The organism is Pseudomonas quasicaspiana (genome assembly GCF_021147825.1).
Classification (GTDB): domain Bacteria; phylum Pseudomonadota; class Gammaproteobacteria; order Pseudomonadales; family Pseudomonadaceae; genus Aquipseudomonas; species Aquipseudomonas quasicaspiana.
Map to the genome: position 1 here is coordinate 1 of NZ_JAGTPI010000089.1, position 19,605 is coordinate 19,605.

General features: G+C 57.9%; 19 protein-coding genes, 1 tRNA gene and 1 riboswitch. Of the genes, 9 read left to right on the forward strand and 11 right to left on the reverse strand.

Annotation, left to right across the window (positions count from 1 at the left end; translation table 11 throughout):
* Positions 1-325 precede the first annotated feature (325 nt).
* On the reverse strand, positions 326-1,720 hold the full coding sequence (locus tag KDX30_RS27920; protein WP_099271001.1) for an ATP-binding protein: 1,395 nt from the start codon (positions 1,718-1,720) through the stop codon (positions 326-328).
* The gene (locus tag KDX30_RS27925; protein ID WP_027900127.1) at positions 1,720-2,379 is read right to left on the reverse strand and encodes a response regulator; all 660 of its coding nucleotides are present in this window, start codon (positions 2,377-2,379) and stop codon (positions 1,720-1,722) included. Before KDX30_RS27925 ends, KDX30_RS27920 begins: the two co-directional genes overlap by 1 nt.
* A 169-nt stretch (positions 2,380-2,548) precedes the next feature.
* Here KDX30_RS27925 and KDX30_RS27930 point away from each other — a divergent pair, with 169 nt between their 5' ends.
* The 6 genes from KDX30_RS27930 (at position 2,549) to mntP (ending at position 8,361) form a co-directional block, all read left to right on the forward strand.
* Positions 2,549-2,818: a PepSY domain-containing protein gene (locus tag KDX30_RS27930; RefSeq protein ID WP_027900126.1), complete on the forward strand. Its 270-nt coding sequence runs from the start codon at positions 2,549-2,551 to the stop codon at positions 2,816-2,818.
* Entirely contained in the window at positions 2,818-3,363 is a 546-nt protein-coding gene (locus tag KDX30_RS27935; protein WP_099270999.1) for a cytochrome b/b6 domain-containing protein, read from the forward strand. Before KDX30_RS27930 ends, KDX30_RS27935 begins: the two co-directional genes overlap by 1 nt.
* A gap of 38 nt (positions 3,364-3,401) precedes the next feature.
* Positions 3,402-4,700 carry a sialidase family protein gene (locus KDX30_RS27940; RefSeq protein ID WP_231678097.1) on the forward strand — a complete coding sequence of 433 codons (1,299 nt, stop codon included), beginning with the start codon at positions 3,402-3,404 and terminating at the stop codon, positions 4,698-4,700.
* A complete protein-coding gene (locus tag KDX30_RS27945; protein ID WP_231678098.1) occupies positions 4,697-5,326 on the forward strand; it encodes a hypothetical protein in 630 nt (209 codons plus the stop codon). The genes KDX30_RS27940 and KDX30_RS27945 overlap by 4 nt, the downstream gene beginning before the upstream one ends.
* Before the next feature lie 23 nt (positions 5,327-5,349).
* Entirely contained in the window at positions 5,350-7,383 is a 2,034-nt protein-coding gene (locus KDX30_RS27950) for an LTA synthase family protein (RefSeq protein WP_231678099.1), read from the forward strand.
* Positions 7,384-7,616: 233 nt separating this feature from the next.
* Positions 7,617-7,789, forward strand: a riboswitch (yybP-ykoY riboswitch).
* A gap of 5 nt (positions 7,790-7,794) precedes the next feature.
* Positions 7,795-8,361, forward strand: coding sequence for a manganese efflux pump MntP (mntP, locus tag KDX30_RS27955; protein WP_231678100.1), 567 nt, complete (start codon positions 7,795-7,797; stop codon positions 8,359-8,361).
* A 145-nt stretch (positions 8,362-8,506) separates the two neighbouring features.
* Here the strand turns inward: mntP and KDX30_RS27960 are convergent, their stop codons facing one another.
* The 4 genes from KDX30_RS27960 to KDX30_RS27980 all read right to left on the reverse strand — a co-directional run bounded on the left by KDX30_RS27960 (position 8,507) and on the right by KDX30_RS27980 (position 13,039).
* Positions 8,507-10,012: a methyl-accepting chemotaxis protein gene (locus tag KDX30_RS27960; protein WP_231678101.1), complete on the reverse strand. Its 1,506-nt coding sequence runs from the start codon at positions 10,010-10,012 to the stop codon at positions 8,507-8,509.
* A 310-nt stretch (positions 10,013-10,322) separates the two neighbouring features.
* Positions 10,323-11,621: an NAD(P)/FAD-dependent oxidoreductase gene (locus KDX30_RS27965; protein WP_122708275.1), complete on the reverse strand. Its 1,299-nt coding sequence runs from the start codon at positions 11,619-11,621 to the stop codon at positions 10,323-10,325.
* 282 nt (positions 11,622-11,903) lie between these two features.
* Positions 11,904-12,413 (reverse strand): MOSC domain-containing protein, encoded by a 510-nt coding sequence (locus tag KDX30_RS27975; protein ID WP_122397690.1) that lies wholly within the window; start codon positions 12,411-12,413, stop codon positions 11,904-11,906.
* Positions 12,410-13,039, reverse strand: coding sequence for a DUF1780 domain-containing protein (locus KDX30_RS27980; RefSeq protein ID WP_027902141.1), 630 nt, complete (start codon positions 13,037-13,039; stop codon positions 12,410-12,412). The genes KDX30_RS27975 and KDX30_RS27980 overlap by 4 nt, the downstream gene beginning before the upstream one ends.
* Positions 13,040-13,468: 429 nt before the next feature.
* On the opposite strand from KDX30_RS27980, the gene KDX30_RS27985 reads away from it, so the two are divergent.
* Entirely contained in the window at positions 13,469-13,936 is a 468-nt protein-coding gene (locus tag KDX30_RS27985; RefSeq protein WP_027902142.1) for a hypothetical protein, read from the forward strand.
* Positions 13,937-13,973: 37 nt separating this feature from the next.
* On the opposite strand, the gene yacG is transcribed toward KDX30_RS27985, so the two are convergent.
* From yacG to pilB, 5 genes are read right to left on the reverse strand one after another with little or no spacing between them, the layout of a single operon-like run.
* Positions 13,974-14,174 carry a DNA gyrase inhibitor YacG gene (gene yacG, locus KDX30_RS27990; RefSeq protein WP_027902143.1) on the reverse strand — a complete coding sequence of 67 codons (201 nt, stop codon included), beginning with the start codon at positions 14,172-14,174 and terminating at the stop codon, positions 13,974-13,976.
* Positions 14,171-14,794 (reverse strand): dephospho-CoA kinase, encoded by a 624-nt coding sequence (coaE, locus tag KDX30_RS27995; protein WP_099270990.1) that lies wholly within the window; start codon positions 14,792-14,794, stop codon positions 14,171-14,173. Before coaE ends, yacG begins: the two co-directional genes overlap by 4 nt.
* Positions 14,791-15,663 carry a prepilin peptidase gene (locus KDX30_RS28000; RefSeq protein WP_099270989.1) on the reverse strand — a complete coding sequence of 291 codons (873 nt, stop codon included), beginning with the start codon at positions 15,661-15,663 and terminating at the stop codon, positions 14,791-14,793. The genes coaE and KDX30_RS28000 overlap by 4 nt, the downstream gene beginning before the upstream one ends.
* Before the next feature lie 2 nt (positions 15,664-15,665).
* Positions 15,666-16,886, reverse strand: a complete 1,221-nt coding sequence (locus KDX30_RS28005) for a type II secretion system F family protein (RefSeq protein ID WP_099270988.1) — start codon at positions 16,884-16,886, stop codon at positions 15,666-15,668.
* Between the two features lie 2 nt (positions 16,887-16,888).
* The gene (gene pilB, locus KDX30_RS28010; protein WP_231678102.1) at positions 16,889-18,583 is read right to left on the reverse strand and encodes a type IV-A pilus assembly ATPase PilB; all 1,695 of its coding nucleotides are present in this window, start codon (positions 18,581-18,583) and stop codon (positions 16,889-16,891) included.
* Positions 18,584-18,807: 224 nt separating this feature from the next.
* Between pilB and KDX30_RS28015 the strand changes: the two genes are divergently transcribed.
* Positions 18,808-19,242, forward strand: coding sequence for a pilin (locus KDX30_RS28015; RefSeq protein WP_099270986.1), 435 nt, complete (start codon positions 18,808-18,810; stop codon positions 19,240-19,242).
* Between the two features lie 61 nt (positions 19,243-19,303).
* Positions 19,304-19,377: transfer RNA gene (locus KDX30_RS28020), tRNA-Thr, on the forward strand.
* The last annotated feature ends 228 nt before the right edge of the window (positions 19,378-19,605 follow it).

Sequence of the window (19,605 nt, forward strand, 5' to 3'; positions counted from 1 at the left end):
GGTACATTCGATGTATCTGTGTCCATCAGGAATGCCGCCTTCCCGAATGAATTCGGTCCCACGGGATCGCGGTGAACCTGAAGTAAATGCAAACCCTGTGGGAGCGAATTCATTCGCGAAAATCCGGTACATTCGATGCATCTGTGTCCATCAGAAATGCCGCCTTCCCGAATGAATTTGGTCCCACGGGATCGCGGTGAGCCTGAGGTAAATGCAAACCCTGTGGGAGCGAATTCATTCGCGAAAGTCCGGTACATTCGATGTGTCTGTGTCCATCAGAAATGCCGCCTTCCCGAATGAATTCGGTCCTACCGTTGATCTCATTTCAGGCCGGAGCGTTCAGCTTCAGCTCTACAAGACTCCTGAGCCGCAACTGCGCACAGCACCCGCCATCAGGGCGGTTGCCGATCTGCAGGCTGCTGTCGAGTTTTTTGACGATCATCTCGACGATGGCCAGCCCCAGTCCTGCGCCGTTGCTATGGCCATTGGTGTAGAAACGCTCCAGCAAGCGCGGTGCATTTTTTTCGTCAATGCCCGGCCCGCTGTCCTCGACGCGCAGCTCGGCCTCGCCGTTTTGAGCCCGGTCGAGAATGACCCGGATCTCGCTGTTGGCCGGAGCGAAGTTAAGGGCGTTGGTCAGCAGGTTCTGAAAGGCGACGGTGATGGCTGCCGGATCACTGTGCAACCGGAAGTCCTCGACGCCATCGAATACCAGCTCGACTTTTTTCTCGGCTGCCAGTGGCGTCAGTTCGGCGAGTTCCTCACGGACCAGGCTGCCCAGATCGAAAGTCTGCAGTTCATCGTGTTTTATCTTCGGCTCAAGGCGCGCCATGGTCAGCAACTGACTGGCGATGCGCGTCGCGCGATCGACGCCATGCACCAGGTAATCCAGCGCTTCTTCGCGTTGTTCAGGCAGTTGCGCCTGTTTGGCATTTTGCGCGTGGATGCGCAGGATGGTCAGCGGGGTCCTTAATTCGTGAGCGGCATCCGCTATAAAACGACGCTCTCGATCCAGCAGATTTTCGATCTGGATCAGCAGGCGATTGAGTGCGGTTTGCATAGGCTCCAGCTCTTTAGGCAGAGGTGACAGGTCCAGCGGCTCAAGGCTTTCCGGCTCGCGTCGACGGATGACGCTGGCCATGAACTGCAGGGGACGCATTCCCCAGCCAATCGCCAGCCAGATGGCGATGGCGAGAAGCGGCACGCCAATTACCGTTGGCCAAAGGGTATGGCGAACGATGCGTTGAATCAGATCCTGACGCACGTCGTCACGCTCGCCAACCCAGATCAGCAGCCCTTGCTGGGCATCGACCAGCAGGAAACCACACCAGTCATTGCCGTCTTTGAGGAAGTCATGCGAGCCCTCGGTAGCGGGCGGGCCGTCCAGCTCCGGTGCTTCGGCGGAACGCACCAGAAGTTCGCCCGTGTTGCGCCAGATCTGGAACGTCAATCGGGTTTCATAAGGATGTGCGGCTTCACCGCCACCCACTCGACTCATGGCTTCGTCGAAAGCCTGATAAAGCCGATCAAGGTCTGTTTCGCCCGGAGGCCGTTGGCGCAGAACGCCCTGCAGCAGGCGCGCGCTTTGCGCCAGCTGTGCGTCGTACACCTCTTCGATTTCGGTGTGGCTGTCGCGCAACGCCAACCAGCTGATGGTCAAGTCGCCCAACAGCAGCAGGAGCAGCACGGGGATGAGAATGCGCGCGCGAACTGAACTCATCACAGAGTCTCGATCCGGTAGCCCACGCCGCGCACGGTGCGGATCAATTCGGCGGAGAGTTTTTTGCGCAGGTTGTGGATCAACACCTCCAGCGTATTGCTCTCCACCTTGTCTTGCCAGCCGTAGAGCGTCGACGACAAACGCTCGCGGGTCACGACTTTACCGGGCCGGATCATCAGTTGATGGAGGAGCTGATACTCCATGGGCGTCATGGCGATTTCTACGCCGTTGAAGCTGACTTGCTGGGTCGAAGGATCGAGGCTGATTGGCCCATGCTCCAGCAACGGTTGCGCACGTCCCTGACTGCGGCGCAGCAGCGCACGAACCCGAGCCTTGAGCTCATCCACGTCGAACGGTTTGACCAGATAGTCATCGGCACCGGCGTCCAGCCCGGCGATGCGGTCCGGCGTGCCGTCCCGTGCGGTCAGGATCAGGACGGGCAAAGACTGTTGTTCCGCGCGAATCTGGCGCAGCAAGTCGAGACCGTCCAGACGCGGCAGGCCAAGGTCGAGCAGCAGCAAGTCAAAGCGTTCGCTGCGCAGGGCATGAAGAGCGCTCGCGCCATCTTGCAGCCAGTCCAGCGTATAGCCTTCGCTGCCGAGGGCGACGCGGATGCCCTGGCCTACGGCACGGTCATCTTCCACAAGGAGCAGGCGCATAAGGTGTTCCGTATTGGTTTCAGCCGGTGAGGGCGCACATGATGCCGCTACGCCAGCGCTTCGGGCAGAGCCTTGTGTCGGAGAAGATGTAACGGTCTGTTGCGTCCTAAGCTTTCGCTAAGCTTTGTTTCGCACAGTAGCGCCTCCTTAGTTCTTACGAGTGTCTGCCATGCGTAAAGTCCTGTTGCTGGTTCCCTTTCTCCTCGCCAGCCCGCTGGCCCTTGCCGGACCACAATGCACCACCGCCGAACGCTCCACCTGGCAGGATCAGGGCAAATTCCAGGAGCAACTCAAGGCTCAGGGTTACGAGATCAGCAAGTTCAAAGTCACTGACGGCAACTGCTACGAAATCTACGGCTTCGACAAAGACAAGCGCAAAGTCGAGATCTACCACGATCCGGTCACCGGCAAAGCCGTGAAGACCGAGATCAAGGGCTGATGAGCCGTCCCACCCTACGCCTGTGGGACCCGCTGGTGCGGCTGTTCCACATTTCCCTGGCCGGTGTGTTCGTCGCCAACTACTTCTTCAATGAGGCTGGTGATGATTGGCATGTCTGGCTGGGTTACTACGCGGTTGCCTGGCTGGTGGTGCGTGTGGTGTGGGGTTTCATCGGACCGCGCAGTGCGCGCTGGTCCGATTTCTGGCCGACGCCTGCGCGTTTGCGTGCCCATGTGAGTTCGCTGCTCAGGCGTCAGCCGGAACATCGGCTGGGGCATTCGCCGCTGGGCGCGCTGGTCATGGTGCTGATGATGGTGATGATTTTCGGCATCGGTCTGACGGGATGGTTGATGACCGAAGTAGATGCCTTGTGGGGCGCAGACTGGCCTCAGCAGATTCATGAAACGCTGGCTGACGGCCTGGCGTGGGTGGTGTGCCTGCATATAGCGGCGGCACTGTTTGAGAGTTATCAGGTGAAGGACAACCTGCCGTTGTCAATGATCACCGGCCGACGGCGGCCTCTCGCCGACGAGTCCCGTGATTGAGTCCAGACATTTTGCCTTCGCGGTTGTGATCAATACCCATGCGACTGACTTCTTTCAATGTACCTGTCTTGAGTGCATATCTTGCGCTCGCTCTGGTTTTCCTCGGCGCATGGCTCAGCCATCCGCAGCACAGGCTGTCCGGTTTCGCCGTTGCCCCGGTCCTCACACCGGCTTCAGGCGTTGCGGCTAAAGCCAGTTATAACACCCGCTTCGCATCGTCTGACCTTGATGACTTCGTACACTCCTCGGCAGTGACCGCATTGCCCGGTGGCGACCTGATGTCGGTGTGGTTCGCGGGCACTCGTGAGGGGGCGGGCGATGTCGAAATTCGCGCCTCGCGATTCGATGCGAGCTCAGGCGAGTGGGGCGATGAGCAAGTGCTGGCGACCCGTCAGTCCACTCAGGAAGGGACCGGTAAATATATTCGTAAACTCGGTAACCCTGTGGTCGCCTTGGCACCGGACCAGCGCTTGTGGCTGTTCTATGTGTCCGTGTCGGTGGGTGGCTGGGCAGGCAGTTCAGTCAACGTGATGGTCTCCGAGGACATGGGCAAAAGCTGGTCTCAGCCACGGCAATTGGTCACCTCGCCTTTCCTCAACATCAGCACCTTGGTGCGTGCCGCGCCGGTGTTTCACGCCGACGGTTCGATAGGCCTGCCGGTTTATCACGAGTTTCTGGGCAAGTTCGCCGAATACCTTTACCTCAGCGCCAATGGCGATGTGATCGACAAATTCCGCATCAGCCGCGGCACGAACTCTCTGCAGCCAACCGTGGTGCCGCTGGATGACAAGCGCGCGGTTGCGTTGCTGCGCTACGCGGGCAATACGCATCACAAAGTGCTCGCCAGTCGCACCGAAGATGGCGGTCAGACCTGGAGCGAGCCGCTGCCCCTTGCGCCGAGCAACCCCAACTCTTCGCTGGCAGCCGTCGGTACCCCTGGCCGCGGTTTGTTGGTTGCGCTGAACGACCTGCGCGACGGTCGTTTCAAATTGAGCCTGTACGGCACGGACGAGCAGATGGATCACTGGACCTCTTTGATCGATCTGGACAAGTCCCCCGATCCGCAGGGCAATCCATTTTCCTTTGATGCCTACAAGGAAATCATCGGCGAAGGTTTCCGGGCCTCCAGTGGTGAGCGCCGTCATCCGTTGGAGGAGGCATTCCTGAGCAACCTCGATCAGCGCGTGTGCTCACCGCAAGGCTGCGATTTCGAGTACGAGTACCCGTACTTCATCCGCAGCCCTGAAGGCATCTACCACTTGGTGTATTCGTGGAATAACACCTTCATCAAACACGTCAGCTTCAATGAAGCCTGGCTGGCGGAGCAACTGCTGTGATGCCTCTATGGCAAGCCCATCTGTTTTTCAGTCTGGCGCTGTTCCTTCTGGTTGCGCCGTTGGCACCGAGTCTGAAGTCACGCCTGATTATTCTGGCGGGATTTTCAGCCTTGGGCTTTGTCAGCCTCAATGGTCTTTCGCTGGCGGCCTATGTACGCAGCTTTACCGATGATCTGGCGATCACCACCGCGATTGTTCTTGTCTGGTTCACGTTGCAGCGTCTGGGTATGAGGCTGCCTGGAGTGGCTCGACCTGGCGCCGTTGTGGTGATTGTTTTTGCTGCCCTGGCATTGGTCCTTTACCCGGCTACTTTGGGCCTCAGCTACAGCGATCCTTATCGTCTGGGCTTTAATCCGCGGCCTCTGATCATTGCTGTTGCGGTCATCGCGTTTGGCTTGTTGTACCTGCGTAATGGCCTGGGGGTGGTGATGCTGGCAGGCGCAACACTGGCCTTCGCGGTACGCGGCAAACCTTCGGAAAACTACTGGGACTACCTGATCGACCCGTTGCTGGCGTTGTATTGCTGTGTGGCGCTGGTAGTGATGGTCGTGCGTGGCATCCATCGTCGCTGGCGCATTCGCCAGCCATTAACGCTATCAAACGGCAAGCCGGTTTCGGGCTTGTGAGTACGACGTTCAAGGGGATGAAAATGGGGTGGCTGCAATCACGGCGCTTGCTGTATTGGCTGGGCGTGACCGTGCTGTTTTTCGTGCTGCTGAGCGTGTTGCGGCTGGTTTTTTTCTTCGGTTTTTCCGGTGTTGATCCTGCCAGTCTGAGCACTGACAACACGGTCGCAAAGACGCTGGGCATCGGCTTCCGGTTCGACTTGCGTCTGGCTTTGTTGTTGGCGTTGCCTCTCGTTGTGCTGCTGTGGATTCCTCGCTGGAACCTGCTGAACGTCAAAACGATGCGTTGGTTGGCGCGGATGTATCTGGCGGTCGTACTGGCGTTGGTCACTCTGGTTTACATCGTCGACTTCGGGCATTACGCGTATCTGGGTGTGCGGATCAACGCGAGCGTTATGCGTTATCTGGACGACGCGCAGATTTCCCGGGACATGCTCTGGCAAACCTATCCGGTGCTGTGGATCACCGCCAGTTGGCTCGCCGGTATCGGGGTCATAATCGCGGCCTTCATCGGGGTGGAGCGGGTGACTCTTGAGCGTCAGGCCAGGCCGATCAAGCGTTGGTCCGTCGCGTTTGGCGCAGTGCTCGTGACGTTGGCCACTTTGTTGGGGCTGCTGGGCCGCGTTGAAAACCTCAATCTGGAAAATCCGGTACCGCTGCGCTGGAGCGATGCGTTCTTTTCCGGCAACAGTCAGGTTGCTGCGCTGGGGTTGAACCCGGTGCTGTTCCTTTATGACACGCTCAAAGTCGGGCAATCGCGTTACGACGAAGACGTGGTGCGTGAGCATTATCCAGTGGTCGCTGATTATCTGGGCGTCGATAAACCAGATCCGCAAAGCCTGACATTCAAGCGTCAGCAAGATGTACAGCCCTACAACGTAGCTGCCACGCGGCCGCCGAACGTGGTGTTCGTGATGCTTGAGTCCTTGGGCACCAGTGCCGTGGGGGCGTATGGCAACCCGCTCAACCCGACCCCAAATCTGGATCGGCTGGCTCAGCAAAGCTGGTTCTTCCGGCATTTTTATGTGCCCGTGACGGGAACTGCCAAAACTGTATGGGCAAGCATTACCGGGGTGCCCGATGTGACCCGTCAGGAAACCGCGACCCGACACCCGATGCTGACCCGGCAAAACACACTGATCAACGACTTCAAGGGCTACGAGAAGCTGTACATGATTGGCGGCAACTCCGGTTGGGCCAACATGAATGCTCTGATCCGCCGCAGCATCGTCGACATTCGACTCTATGACGAGCGTGACTGGCATTCGCCTGTGGTGGATGTCTGGGGGATTTCCGATCTGGATCTGTTCAAGGAAGGCGACCGAATCCTGCGTGCGCTGCCCAAGGACAAGCCGTTCTTCGCCTATTTGCAGACGGCAGGCAATCACCGGCCGTTTACCATTCCCAAGGAAAACGACGGTTTTGAAGTCAGCAAACTGACCCTCGAACAAGTTCAGGCAGCGGGCTCGCGCAGCGTCGAGCAATACAACGCGGTGCGCTTGCTGGACTTCAATATCGGGCGGCTGATGGAGCTGGCCAAGGCGGGCGGTTACTACGAGAACACGATTTTTGTCCTGTTTGGAGACCACAACACCCGTATCAGCCAGATCCCGCACATGCCTCCGGCCTTTGAACAGTTAGGCCTGGAGAGCAACAACGTGCCGATGCTGATTCACGCACCAGGTTTGATTGGGACGAAGGTGGTGGAGGAGGCAGTCGGGTTGGCGGACTTGTTGCCCACCGTGGCAGGTATGGCAGGCATCCCGTTCAGCAACGGCGCCATGGGTCGGGACATCCAGCAACCTGCGCCCGAAGGTGAACGTGTCGTGCCATTGGTGCTGCGCGAGGGTACGTTCCCGTTGATTGGTGGCGTGACCCGGCATTTCCTCCTGCAAATGGAACACGACGGTACATCACCGACGCTGCACGACCTGGCCTCGGCAACCCCGTTGGAGGACGTTGCGGGTCAGCATCCGGAGGAGTTCAGTCGGTTGCGTGCGTTGACCCTCGGGCTGCATGAAAGCGCGCGATTGATGTTGTACCGGAATGTGCAGTGAGCCTGGGCGTGGCTATGTCATCGCTTAGTCACTGCAACTCGATTGCTTGAACTGCAATGCATTTACCCGTGGGAGCTGGGCTTGCCCGCGATAAGGTATAGGTGATCTACCTGCAGAATCGAGGTGTCCTTATCGCGGGCAAGCCCAGCTCCCACAGAGAAAGTGTTCCTCCTGTACAACCGAAAATTTGTGAAGTGTTTGACGATATTTTCATGCCCGGAACGGGTATGATGCCCACCTTCGTTGGGGAGTAGCCTGCTGCTGAGTTATCTCAGGAGCGTTCGTATCAACATTCTCGGCAGCAGCCGTGGTACGAACACCTTTTTTGGTTGGCGAGACCAGCGACATATCCATGCCTAAAGTCGGGCGTGTGGATGTGTCGTTGACTCATAGCCCGACTGGAAGTAAACCGTGAGCCCCATTTCTCTCATATTCGTTGCCCTGGCCATGTCCACGGACGCTTTTGCAGCGGCCATCGGTAAAGGCTCCAGCCTGCACAAACCCCGTTTTATCGAAGCGCTGCGCACCGGTGTTATTTTCGGTGTGATTGAAGCCATCACGCCCGTCATCGGCTGGGCGATTGGCAATGCGGCCAGCAGCTTCGTTGAAAGCTGGGACCACTGGATCGCCTTCACGCTGCTGCTGATTCTCGGCTTGCACATGATCTACAACGGCGTGAAGCAGGATGAGGAAGAGCCCGAGGAAAAAGCGGGTCAGCATTCGTTTCTGATTCTGGCCGTTACTGCTTTCGCCACCAGCATCGACGCGCTGGCCGTCGGGGTTGGCTTGGCATTTGTAGACGTGAATATTCTGGTAGCAGCGGCGGCAATCGGTCTGGCGACCATGACCATGGTCACCATTGGTGTGATGCTGGGCCGGGTATTGGGCACCATGGTCGGCAAGCGCGCCGAGATTATTGGCGGTCTGGTGCTGATACTGGTCGGCGCGACGATCTTGTATGAGCACTTGTCGGCGTAGTCAACGCGAGCATTTTGTAGGAGCTGACGAGCAGCGCGAGGCTGCGAAGCATTCATCCTGGCAGACCGCAATCGCAGCCTTCGGCAGCTACAGGTCCAGTATTTGCCGCGAGACAGCGCGGCAGAAAGAGATAGCGTCTCAGCAATTACAGCTGTTTTTTCACCGCAAACGCCGCGCCCAGCGCCTCGAGCCGGTTCGCCATCGGCGAGAGGTCTTTGCTGCACTGGACGAGGGTAACGACATCCGTGGCATTGTTCTGCGCAATGGCGTGGACAGCGGTCAGGCGATAATTGATGCCTACCGATGCCGCGGATTGCTGCTCTGTGGTGCCTGCGATCAGTACGTTCAGCCGGCGGATCTCCAGCACATCGGCAACGGTGCTTTTCAATAGCTCAGAGCCCAGTTGACTGGCCTGTACGCAACGACCGACTTCTTCGCCGCTGGTACGCATCGAGTCCGCTGCGGTGCGGCTTTCCTTCTGCAACGATTCGACGATCTGGCGAATTTCGTCCACCGAGCCTGCGGTCTTCTGCGCCAGGCCGCGAACTTCATCGGCAACTACGGCAAATCCGCGGCCCTGCTCACCGGCGCGGGCAGCTTCAATGGCGGCATTCAGCGCCAACAGATTGGTTTGTTCGGCGATTTCACGGATTACGTTGATCACCTTGCCAATCTTTTCTGCCTGTTCGGCCAGCGACTGCACGCTCAGATTGGCTCCGCTGATGGAGGACTCCAGGTTGGCGATATCCTTGCTGGCCTGATCCACCGACTCACGGCCTTTGACCAACTGTTCATTAGCTTTGTTGGCACCCTGATGAGCCTGGCTGGCATGTTGCGAGATGTCGTCCAGAGCCGTGGTAAGCGACTGCATGGCGTCGACCATACGAGTGATTTCCGCCAGTTGCTGCTGCGCGCCTTTGTCCAGCGTTTCGCCGGTGACAGAGAGCTTGCGACCCATGTCGCTCAACCCGCGGGTCTCGTGAATGACGCCGCCAACGGTGTGAGTGATTAACGTCAGGAAATCATCAAAGCGCTGTGCAGAGTGTGTGCCGGCACGATTTTCAGTGACGGCCGTCCTGTTATCCAGGCGCGTTGCCGCTTGCAGGATCTTGTCCAGCAGATCCTGGCTTTCTTTGGCCGCGCTATAGCTGTGGATGGCGAGATAAATCAGGATGGCGCTTTCCGCGACTACATAAGCGGCGTGAATGAAGATCACACCCCAGCCGCCGTGATGTTGCATCACGTACACCGGGTAGCCTTGATGTTGCAGCACATGGAACAACAGGTGGTGAACCGCAATGGTGGCCGCTGCGACAACGATGGGCAGCCAGTCCCGGTAAAACGTCAGGACGGCCAGCAACGCGAAAATCCCGAAGTGGACTTCAATGACGCCTTGGGTCTGGTTGATGTGCAGGCCCGCCATGACCATCAGGGCCACGCCCGTCAGGCAACGAAACAAGCGGGTGCCACGCAGTGTCGGGTAAAGCGCGGTCATCGCCAGCGCGGTGCCGCCACCGACCAGAATGGCCTGGCCAAAGGTCGAGTAAATAGTCGCCAGCCCCAGGGCGTAGACAAAACATATCCACAGGAGCCCTAGCATGATGCGGTCGGCTTTACGGTAATGATCAGTGAAACGGGGCACCGTCGACATAACGCAAATCCTCAACATCCATTTCATGGAACCGCATGGACGCCGAGTATGCCTGTGTCGGTTGGACTAAAGAAGCGGAATGCCATTACTGGTGCAGTTGCTGCACACAATGGATTTGCAGGAGCGGCGCTGTCGTGCGCCAAACGTTAGATCTGTAGGAGCGCACGAGCACCGCGAGGCCGCGATGGCGGTGTATCAGCCAGACCGCCATCGCTGCCTCGCGGTGCTCGTGAGCTCCTACAGAAAAATAGCGGTATGTCAGCGTAGAGCTATCGCAGCCTTCGGCAGCTCCTACAGAAAAGAGCGGTTATTAATGCAACTTCATCCGCGGCTCGGTCCCTTTGCCGATACGGCTGCCGAGCATCAGCATCAGCGTGCGGAAGGTGCCGTAAAGCGCCATCTGGTGCATGCGGTACAGGGAAACGTAGAACATCCGCGCCAGCCAGCCTTCGAGCATGACGCTGCCGGTCAGGTTGCCCATCAGATTCCCCACTGCCGAGAATTTCGACAGAGAGATCAGCGAGCCGTAATCGGTGTATTTGTATTCCGGCAGCGACTTGCCTTCGATGCGCAGCTTCAGAGATTTGACCAGCAGTGACGCCTGCTGATGCGCCGCTTGTGCGCGAGGCGGGACGTTACGGTCCGAGCCTTTCTGTGGGCAGGCTGCGCAATCGCCGAACGCGAAGATGTTTTCGTCGCGTGTGGTTTGCAAGGTCGGGAGCACCTGCAGTTGGTTGATGCGGTTGGTTTCCAGTCCGTCGATTTCCTGCAGAAAGGCCGGCGCACGAATGCCTGCGGCCCAGACCTTGAGCGTGGCTGGAATCGCCAGCCCGCTGGCGGTGATCAGCGAGTCGGCCGTGACTTCACTCACGGCGGCATCGGTCAGCACCGTAACGCCGAGTTTCTCCAGGGTTTTATGCACCGGCCCGCCGATGCGTTCAGGCAATGCAGGCAATACCCGCGGGCCTGCTTCGATGACCGTGATGCGCAGGTTTTCCGGCTTGATCTTGCCCAATCCGTAAGCCGCGAGTTCGTGAGCCGCGTTGTGCAGTTCAGCCGCCAGCTCGACGCCAGTAGCACCTGCACCGACGATGGCCACGGTGATTTCCTGGGTGTGGTCGACTTGCCCGGCGTGAGCGCGCAGGTAGTGGTTGAGTAACTGCTGGTGGAATTTCTCGGCCTGCTTGCGCGAATCAAGGAACAAGCAGTGCTCGGCGGCGCCAAGCGTGTTGAAGTCGTTTGTGGTGCTGCCTACCGAAATCACCAGCGAGTCGTAATCCAGGCTGCGCGCAGGAACCAGTTCCAGACCGTTTTCATCCAGCGTGGCGGCCAGATGAATTTGCCGCGCCTCACGGTTCAGTCCCGTCATTTTGCCGAGCTGGAACTGAAAGTGGTTCCACTTGGCCTGAGCCACATAATTCAGCTCATCCTCATAGGAGTTGAGCGAACCTGCCGCGACTTCGTGCAGCAGCGGTTTCCAGATGTGGGTCAGGTTGGCGTCGACCAGGGTCACGCTTGCCGTGCCTTTCTTGCCCAGGGTTTTACCCAGGCGGGTCGCCAGCTCCAGACCACCAGCGCCGCCGCCAACGATGACAATACGATGAGTCATAGGGATATCTCATAAGGTTTAAGGAATTCGGGGGGAGTGAGTTGATCCTCGCGAGCGCTGTCTTGCTGCTGCTCAGAGCGTCAGATAACTCAACAAAAGGCTCGACACGTCCAGGCCAACCACCATTGCAGCCACCACGAAAAGGAGCAGCCAGGGACAAATGGCCGGCGCTCGACTTGGTCGTGGGGGCTTGCAGGTACTCTTCGACACCTGCTTCGACACGCGTTTGGTCGTTGGGTTTCAGGCGACTGGACATGAGAGTCTCAGAAAAGGGCGCAGCGGTTATTCGGCAATCAGTTCCAGCGGTTCGACCCGCAGCGAATCGTCCAGACGAATGATGCCGCTTTGTATCACTCGCGCAGTAATTCCGCCATGCCCACGTACAGCCTGAAAGGTGCCGTGCCCAAGACGCTGCTCCAGCCGGGCGCAAGGCTGGCACCAGCCGGTGGTTTCCAGAATTGCCTGACCGATCTTGAAGCGACGCCCTTTGAGGCTGAACAGATTGATGCCGCTGATCACCAGATTGCGGCGCAGGTCCTGAGGCACGATGGGTTGATCTTCAGGGCGGTTCAGCAAGGAGCTGACCACAGCCAGATGCTCCCATTGAATCAAAGTGACCTGCCGCGCATTGCGTGGGCCGGGGCGCGCATGATCGCCGGTCAGGCCGGCTTCGCGGCGTGCTTCCACCGCGTCCAGTTCGACCATTTCGCCACGGGATTCAGGACGCACGCCAATCCAGCGCACCCGGCCGGTTTGCGGTACATCGGCCAATAGTTCTTGCAGAGGGCTCATAAGCTGATTCCAACATCGAAAACCACGCTGCGACCCAGGTTGGTTCGCAGAAAATCCGGAGCGCCTGGGTGGGCAAATAACACTCGGGCAAAGGTTGGGCCCACCAGTGACAAGGAGCGCCAACCCTGGCGCAGGTACTCGGTGGGTGGCGGGAAATGGCTGTTCAAGTCGAGTACTTCGCGCTTTAGGCTGGCGAAGGCGATGATGTCCAGCCCACTCAGGTCGATACCGCGTTCGTTGTAGTTGGTGGCTTTTTTGCGAAGTGTGGGCCCCAGCCGTTGCAGCAGATCGCTTGCAGGAATGCGTTTGGGCTTGGCTTCGCGGCGCACCAGTTGGCTCAGGGAAAATGCGCCACGCCTGCGCGCCAGCTCCTCGCGCCACTCATCGTTGAGGCGACGGCCTTCATCCAGGACGAAGAACACTTCAAAACGCGCATCACGAAACAGCACGTCGGGCGGTTCCTGCACGGCTGCGGTGAAGTCTTCGTGACGATGCGTAATGTTCAGGCCTTGCAGCAGACGCTCACAAACCCATCGCTCACGCTCCCACTTTCGCGCATTGGAAAGAAACGCGTTGGCTTGTTCGGCCTGGATCGTGAGCAGGCGTAGGTAGTCTGAGTCATCCATGGGCCAAGCTTAGCGTTCTAATAGCTACAACTGGAAGATGCTGCTGTGCATTTCGAATACAACGCAGGTAGGAGCGGCCCTGCTGTCTCGCGGCAGACAGAGGGCCTGTAGGAGCTGCCGAAGGCTGCGATCGCGGTGTGCCTGGATAAATGCTTCGCAGCCTTCGGCAGCTCTTACAGAAAATCTATTTCAATCCAGCAGTTTGCATGGTCTTTGATAAGACCGCTTGCCCGCGATCACGTTGGCACGGGCGCTAAATATGTTCGGCCATGAAATCGAATCGCGGGCAAGCGCGCTCCTACGGTAGATTGCGTTAATTACGCTTCAGACCAAGCCAAAGGAGGGTGCCTCGGTGTTACGACCAGCCAACCCACCGCCCATTTCCGCTATGGTGTTGGTTTTTCCAATCCGCTCAGGAGAGTTGCACCCTTGAAACTCTGGCCCATTCTGCTGTTGATCCTGTTGCCGTTTACCGCGCAGGCCATTGAAATCGGGGATCCGGTGCCGACCTGGAGTCTGTTCGACCAGTTTGATGAGCCGTATGTGATGGACCCGCAAAAGACCCAGACCATTCTGGTGGCCAGCAGCATGAGCGCGGGCAAGATCATGGAGAAGGCACTCAAAGACAAACCCAAAGGTTTTCTGGAGGCCCGGCACACTGTGTTCATCGCCAACATCGAGCCGATGCCTGCGTATGTCACCAAATTCTTTGCCGTGCCGAAAATGCGCAGGGTTTACTCGTATCGGGTAGCGCTGGACCGCGAAGCGCAGATCGCGCCTGGTTATGGCGGGGACGCAGCGGCTGTGCAGTGGCTACAGATCAAGGATGGCAAGTTGCTGGAGCGGCAGGAATTCAACGGACCGGACGCGCTTCGCGAAGCGCTGGAGAAGCCGTGAGCCGAGCCTGATAACGTCAGGCTCAGTCACGTACAGATCAATGCCTGTCTGGCAGATCGCCGGAAAACATTTCGTCTTCGGCATCCGGGCTGACCGGAATCGCATGTTCTTCCGACGCCCATGCGCCGAGATCGATCAGCTTGCAGCGTTCAGAGCAGAACGGCCGGGCAGGGCTGGCGGCGCTCCATTCCACAGGGGCGCCACAGGTTGGGCAATCGACGGTCATTGGTTGGCTCATGATTGGCCTCCGGACAAAGTTAAATAAAAGTGGTGCAGCCGCTGGACTTCGCTTCGCAGCCAGGCAGCGTCCCGGTCATTGACCAGCACATCATCGGCACGACTCAATCGATCTTCGCGACTGGCCTGGGCCTTGATAATCGCCTCGACCTGCTCCTGACTGGAACTGTCGCGCAGCATGGTGCGCTGGACTTGCACGTTTTGTGGGACATCAATGACCAGCACGCGCTGAGTGATTTTCCACTGGCCGGACTCGACCAGCAGGGGCGAAACCAGAATCGCATAAGGCGAGGTGGCGCTGGCCAGATCGCGCTGGATTTCGGTGCCGATCAGCGGGTGCAGCAGGGCTTCGAGCCAGCGGCGTTGTTCGGCATTCTCGAAAATCAAGCCGCGCAGGGCACCTCGATTCAGCGTGCCATCGGCATGCAGCACCGTCGGCCCGAAGTGTTCTGCGATTTGTGCCAGCGCCGGACGGCCGGGTTCAACCACCCAGCGCGCGGCGTGATCGGCGTCGACCACATGAATGCCCAGATCAATGAAGCACTGCGCTGCGGCGCTCTTGCCGCTACCGATGCCGCCGGTAAGGCCGAGAATCCAGGGTTTTTGAGCGGTTGGGGTCATCTGAAACCGGCAAATTGCAAATAGGAGTCGGTTATTTGACCACCCCAGAGCAAAGCGATCCAGCCTGCGATGGCCAGATAGGGACCGAAGGGGATCGGCGTGCTGGTTTCGACATTACGCAAACGCAGCATGATCAGGCCCAATATGGCCCCGACCAGCGATGACAGCAGGATGGTCAACGGCAGGATCTGCCAGCCACCCCAGGCCCCCAGCATGGCCAGCAATTTGAAGTCGCCATGGCCCATGCCTTCTTTGCCGGTGATCAGTTTGAACAGCCAGTACACCGACCACAACACCAGATAACCGGCTACTGCGCCCCAGAGCGCGTCGCTCAGGTTGGTGAACAGGCCGAACGAGTTGACGATCAGGCCCATCCACAGCAGCGGTAAGATCAGGTCGTCAGGCAGCAACTGGTGGTCGGCATCGATCAGACTCATGGCCAGCAGGCCCCAGCTCAGCACCAGCATCGCTGCCGCAGGCCAGCCAAAACCGAAGTGCCAGGCGATGTAGCCGGACAGCAGGCCACAGGTCAGTTCCACCAGCGGGTAACGTTTGCTGATCGGTGCTTTGCAGCTTGAGCATTTGCCACCCAGAAACAGGTAGCTGAGCACTGGCAGGTTTTCCCATGGGCGGATCTGATGGGTGCAATGCGGGCAACGGGAGTGCGGCAGTATGAGGTTGAAGGTCTCGCCTTCAGGCTCGGCGGGCAGTTTGAGCATTTCCCGGGACTGAGCCTGCCAGTCGCGCTCCATCATGATCGGCAGGCGATAAATCAGCACATTGAGAAAACTGCCCACCAGCAAGCCAAGAATCAGTGCGGATAAAACAAAGGCCAGCGGTGAGCTGGCCAGGAAATCAACAAGCAGCATTGTCAGACTGCGCCTCCGAGTTTGAAGATCGGCAGGTACATGGCGATCACCAGACCGCCAACGATGACGCCGAGCACGCCCATGATCAGCGGCTCCATCAAGGCGGTCAGATTGTCTACCATGTTATCGACTTCATCCTCGTAATAAGTCGCGACCTTGTCGAGCATCGAGTCCAGTGCGCCCGACTCTTCGCCGATGGCGGTCATTTGAATGGCAAGGCTGGGGAATACGCCGGTGGCACGCATGGAGAAGTTGAGCTGCATGCCGGTAGAAACATCCTGCTTGACCTTGTTTACTGCGTTGCGGAAAACCACGTTACCGGTTGCGCCTGCTACTGAGTCCAGCGCTTCCACCAGCGGCACACCGGCAGCGAAGGTGGTGGACAGGGTACGAGCAAAGCGCGCGACCGAAGATTTATAAATCAACGGGCCGATAACCGGGACTTTCAGCAGGCTGCGGTCGACGCTATCACGGAAGTTCTGTGAGCCTTTGTAGCTGCGTCGAAACAGGAAAGTACTGGCGAATATCAGTCCCAGAATGATCAGCCACCAGTCCTGAACGAATTTTGACAGGCCAATTACCATTAGGGTGAACGCCGGCAGCTCTGCGCCGAAACCAGCGAAGATGTCCTGAAACTTCGGCACTACATAAAGCAGCATGATCCCTGAAACGACAAAGGCCATGAGCATCACCATGATCGGGTAGGTCATGGCCTTCTTGATCTTGGCTTTGAGTTTTTCGGTTTTTTCCTTATAGGTCGCCACTCGATCCAGCAGGGCTTCCAGCGCACCGGCCTGCTCACCGGCGTCTACAAGGTTGCAGTACAGGTCGTCGAAATATTGCGGCTTCTGCCGTAGTGCAGTGGCGAAACTGTTACCGGCTGCGACCTCGCTTTTCACTTCTTCGATCAGCTTGCGCATGTTCGGGTTTTCCGAACCTTCGGCGATGATGTCGAAGGACTGCAGCAGCGGCACCCCGGCTTTCATCATGGTTGCCATCTGGCGAGAGAAAAACGCGATATCCAGCGGTTTGATTTTCTTCCCGGCGCCACCAAAGATCGAAACCGGTTTCTTGCGCACTTTGGTCGGGTTGATGCCTTGCTTGCGCAACTGCGCCTTGACCAGCGCCGGATTATGGCCGGTCAGTTCGCCGGTCATCTTCGCGCCTTTCTTGTCGGTGCCTTCCCACGTAAAAACGATAACTTTCGCCGCTTTGCTGGCCATGATCAGTCCTTGGTCACGCGGTTGACTTCTTCGAGGCTGGTGACGCCCTGCATGGCTTTGATCAGGCCGGAGGTGCGCAGGTCATTGAAGCCGTCCTTGCGCATTTGCACGGAAATATCCAGTGAGTTGCCTTCTTCCATGATGATGCGCTCCAGAGCGGGGGTCTTCTTGACCACTTCGTAAATCCCCACGCGGCCTTTATAGCCGCCATTGCACTGGTCGCAGCCTACCGGCGTATAGACCTTGAACGTGCCGATTTTGTCTGCCGGGAAGCCTTCCGATATCAACGTGTCGTGAGGAATGTCCGCCTCCTTCTTGCAGTGCGGGCACAGCTTGCGCGCCAGACGCTGAGCAATGATCAGGTTGATGGCGGTGGCGATGTTGAACGCAGCCACTCCCATGTGATGCAGGCGGGTCAGGGTTTCGGCGGCGCTGTTGGTGTGCAGCGTGGACAAGACCATGTGCCCGGTTTGCGAAGCCTTGATGGCGATTTCCGCCGTTTCCAGATCGCGAATCTCACCGACCATGATCACGTCAGGATCCTGACGCAAAAAGGCCCGAAGTGCCTGGGAAAAGTCCATTCCTTGACGGGGATTGACGTTGACCTGGTTGATGCCTTCCAGGTTGATTTCAACCGGATCTTCGGCGGTGGAAATATTGATATCCACGGTGTTGAGGATATTGAGGCCGGTGTACAGCGACACGGTTTTACCCGAGCCGGTAGGGCCTGTGACCAGAATCATGCCTTGCGGTTGTTTAAGTGCTTCCAGGTACAGGGCTTTCTGCTCAGGCTCGTAGCCCAATGCATCAATGCCCATTTTTGCCGTGGTCGGATCCAGCAGACGCATCACGATCTTTTCCCCCCACAGCGTCGGCAGGGTGTTCATCCGGAAATCAATAGCCTTGGTTTTCGATATGCGCAGCTTGACCCGGCCATCCTGCGGTTTGCGTCGCTCGGAAATATCCAGGCTGGCCATGACCTTCAGACGCGCTGCAATGCGGCTTGCAAGGTGGATAGGGGGCTTGGCGACTTCATGCAGAATGCCGTCCGTGCGCAAGCGAACCCGAAAGGTCTTTTCGTAGGGCTCAAAGTGCAAGTCGGACGAGCCGAGGCGGATGGCGTCCATCAGCATCTTGTTGACGAAGCGCACCACCGGCGCATCGTCGGCGTCATCCTGTCCTAGGGACGTCTCCTTGGATTCTCCGCCTGACACCACCTCCAGGCTGAGATCGACATCGCCTAAATCCCCAAGAGAGGTGTGACCATCGAAAAACTTTTCGATGGCGTCGCTGAGCTTGTCGTCTTCTACCAGAATCGCTTCGATGGCGAGCCCGGTGTTGAACTGCAGATCGGTGATGGCTTGCTGGTTGGCCGGGTCGGAGATACCGATATAAAGCTTATTGCCGCGCTTCCACAGCGGCAGGGCATGGTGCTGACGGATGAGCTTTTCACTCACCACACCTCTGGGCTGCTCTTCTTTATTAAGGCAATTGAGGTCGAGAAACGGCAGACCGAACTGGTCCGACGACATTTCCGCCAGAGCCAGGGCTTTGACCAAGCGGTTTTGCACCAGATAACTGATCAGCGAAACCTTGTCGCGCCGGGCTTGCAGAAACGCCTGCTGCGTCGCTTTTTCAGTCAAAAGTTCGGCAGCTACCAATTGCTTGGCCAAACCGGTCAGGACAACGTCACTCATAAATCCACCAACCCCATACAGTCATGGGTTTATAGCCTAGTCGGGCGACGCTGCCAATGATGCAAGACAAGGTGACGTAAATTGTCCGCCAGTAATCCGGCAGGGACTTGCGGTTACGCCGTTGGCTAGAGAATTAGCAATAAAGGAGGGTTGAAGAGTATTTGGCATGACCTATGCTTTGGGACAGGCACGCAACACCTTATTGACGCACCGGAGCAGTACCAATGAAAAAAGTACAAAAAGGTTTCACGCTGATTGAGCTGATGATCGTCGTGGCTATCGTTGGCATCCTTGCAGCGGTGGCCATCCCCGCATATCAGGACTACACAATCCGCGCACAGGTTTCTGAGCTAGTGGCGCTCGCGGATGGTGCTAAGGTCGCCGTTGCAGAGGCTTATCAGACTAATGGCGTGTTTCCTGCCACTAATGCTGCCGCTGGCTATGGCGGCGCATCGGGTACCTACACTGCTTCTGTCGTAATCGGAGCTGGCGGTGTTATTACTGCTACAGCAGGGCCCGGTGCGCCTGTAAACACTATTATTCGCGGTCAGACCTTTGTATTGACTCCTGGGCAGGGCGTGAACAACAGCGTAACTTGGGGTTGCACCGCGACCAGCACCATCGCTGCCCAATACCGCCCAGCCAACTGCCGCCCTTGATGACTTGAGATGATGCAGTGCGCTGACCACCTAGCTGCTAGCTTTACCTATTGAGGTGATCGCCGAAATAGCTCAGCCCGGTAGAGCAGCGCACTCGTAACGCGAAGGTCGCAGGTTCGATTCCTGTTTTCGGCACCGCAGACCCAAAAAGCCCGATCCATCTGGATCGGGCTTTTGCGTTTGTGCGGTATAGCTGATGCGTGAGGCATTCGTGCTGAACAGGTCGAATCCAGATGAATCCGGTGATCCCGCGTCAAATGCTGGACCTGTAGATACTCTGTTGCCGGTCAAGCTTTCACGAAGTGTTTTTCGCTGAATAGCTTGGCCGTATCAAAATCCTCTCCCGAGCGCATGCATGCCCAG

Coding starts and splice junctions, on each gene's coding strand:
- KDX30_RS27930 (WP_027900126.1), top strand. CDS start 2,549: ATGCGTAAAGTCCTGTTGCTGGTTCCCTTTCTCCTCGCCAGCCCGCTG.
- KDX30_RS27975 (WP_122397690.1), bottom strand. CDS start 12,413: ATGAGCCCTCTGCAAGAACTATTGGCCGATGTACCGCAAACCGGCCGG.
- KDX30_RS27980 (WP_027902141.1), bottom strand. CDS start 13,039: ATGGATGACTCAGACTACCTACGCCTGCTCACGATCCAGGCCGAACAA.
- KDX30_RS27960 (WP_231678101.1), bottom strand. CDS start 10,012: ATGTCGACGGTGCCCCGTTTCACTGATCATTACCGTAAAGCCGACCGC.
- KDX30_RS27965 (WP_122708275.1), bottom strand. CDS start 11,621: ATGACTCATCGTATTGTCATCGTTGGCGGCGGCGCTGGTGGTCTGGAG.
- KDX30_RS28000 (WP_099270989.1), bottom strand. CDS start 15,663: ATGCTGCTTGTTGATTTCCTGGCCAGCTCACCGCTGGCCTTTGTTTTA.
- KDX30_RS27920 (WP_099271001.1), bottom strand. CDS start 1,720: ATGAGTTCAGTTCGCGCGCGCATTCTCATCCCCGTGCTGCTCCTGCTG.
- coaE (WP_099270990.1), bottom strand. CDS start 14,794: ATGACCCCAACCGCTCAAAAACCCTGGATTCTCGGCCTTACCGGCGGC.
- KDX30_RS28015 (WP_099270986.1), top strand. CDS start 18,808: ATGAAAAAAGTACAAAAAGGTTTCACGCTGATTGAGCTGATGATCGTC.
- KDX30_RS27925 (WP_027900127.1), bottom strand. CDS start 2,379: ATGCGCCTGCTCCTTGTGGAAGATGACCGTGCCGTAGGCCAGGGCATC.
- KDX30_RS27940 (WP_231678097.1), top strand. CDS start 3,402: ATGCGACTGACTTCTTTCAATGTACCTGTCTTGAGTGCATATCTTGCG.
- KDX30_RS27935 (WP_099270999.1), top strand. CDS start 2,818: ATGAGCCGTCCCACCCTACGCCTGTGGGACCCGCTGGTGCGGCTGTTC.
- pilB (WP_231678102.1), bottom strand. CDS start 18,583: ATGAGTGACGTTGTCCTGACCGGTTTGGCCAAGCAATTGGTAGCTGCC.
- KDX30_RS28005 (WP_099270988.1), bottom strand. CDS start 16,886: ATGGCCAGCAAAGCGGCGAAAGTTATCGTTTTTACGTGGGAAGGCACC.
- KDX30_RS27950 (WP_231678099.1), top strand. CDS start 5,350: ATGGGGTGGCTGCAATCACGGCGCTTGCTGTATTGGCTGGGCGTGACC.
- yacG (WP_027902143.1), bottom strand. CDS start 14,174: ATGAGCCAACCAATGACCGTCGATTGCCCAACCTGTGGCGCCCCTGTG.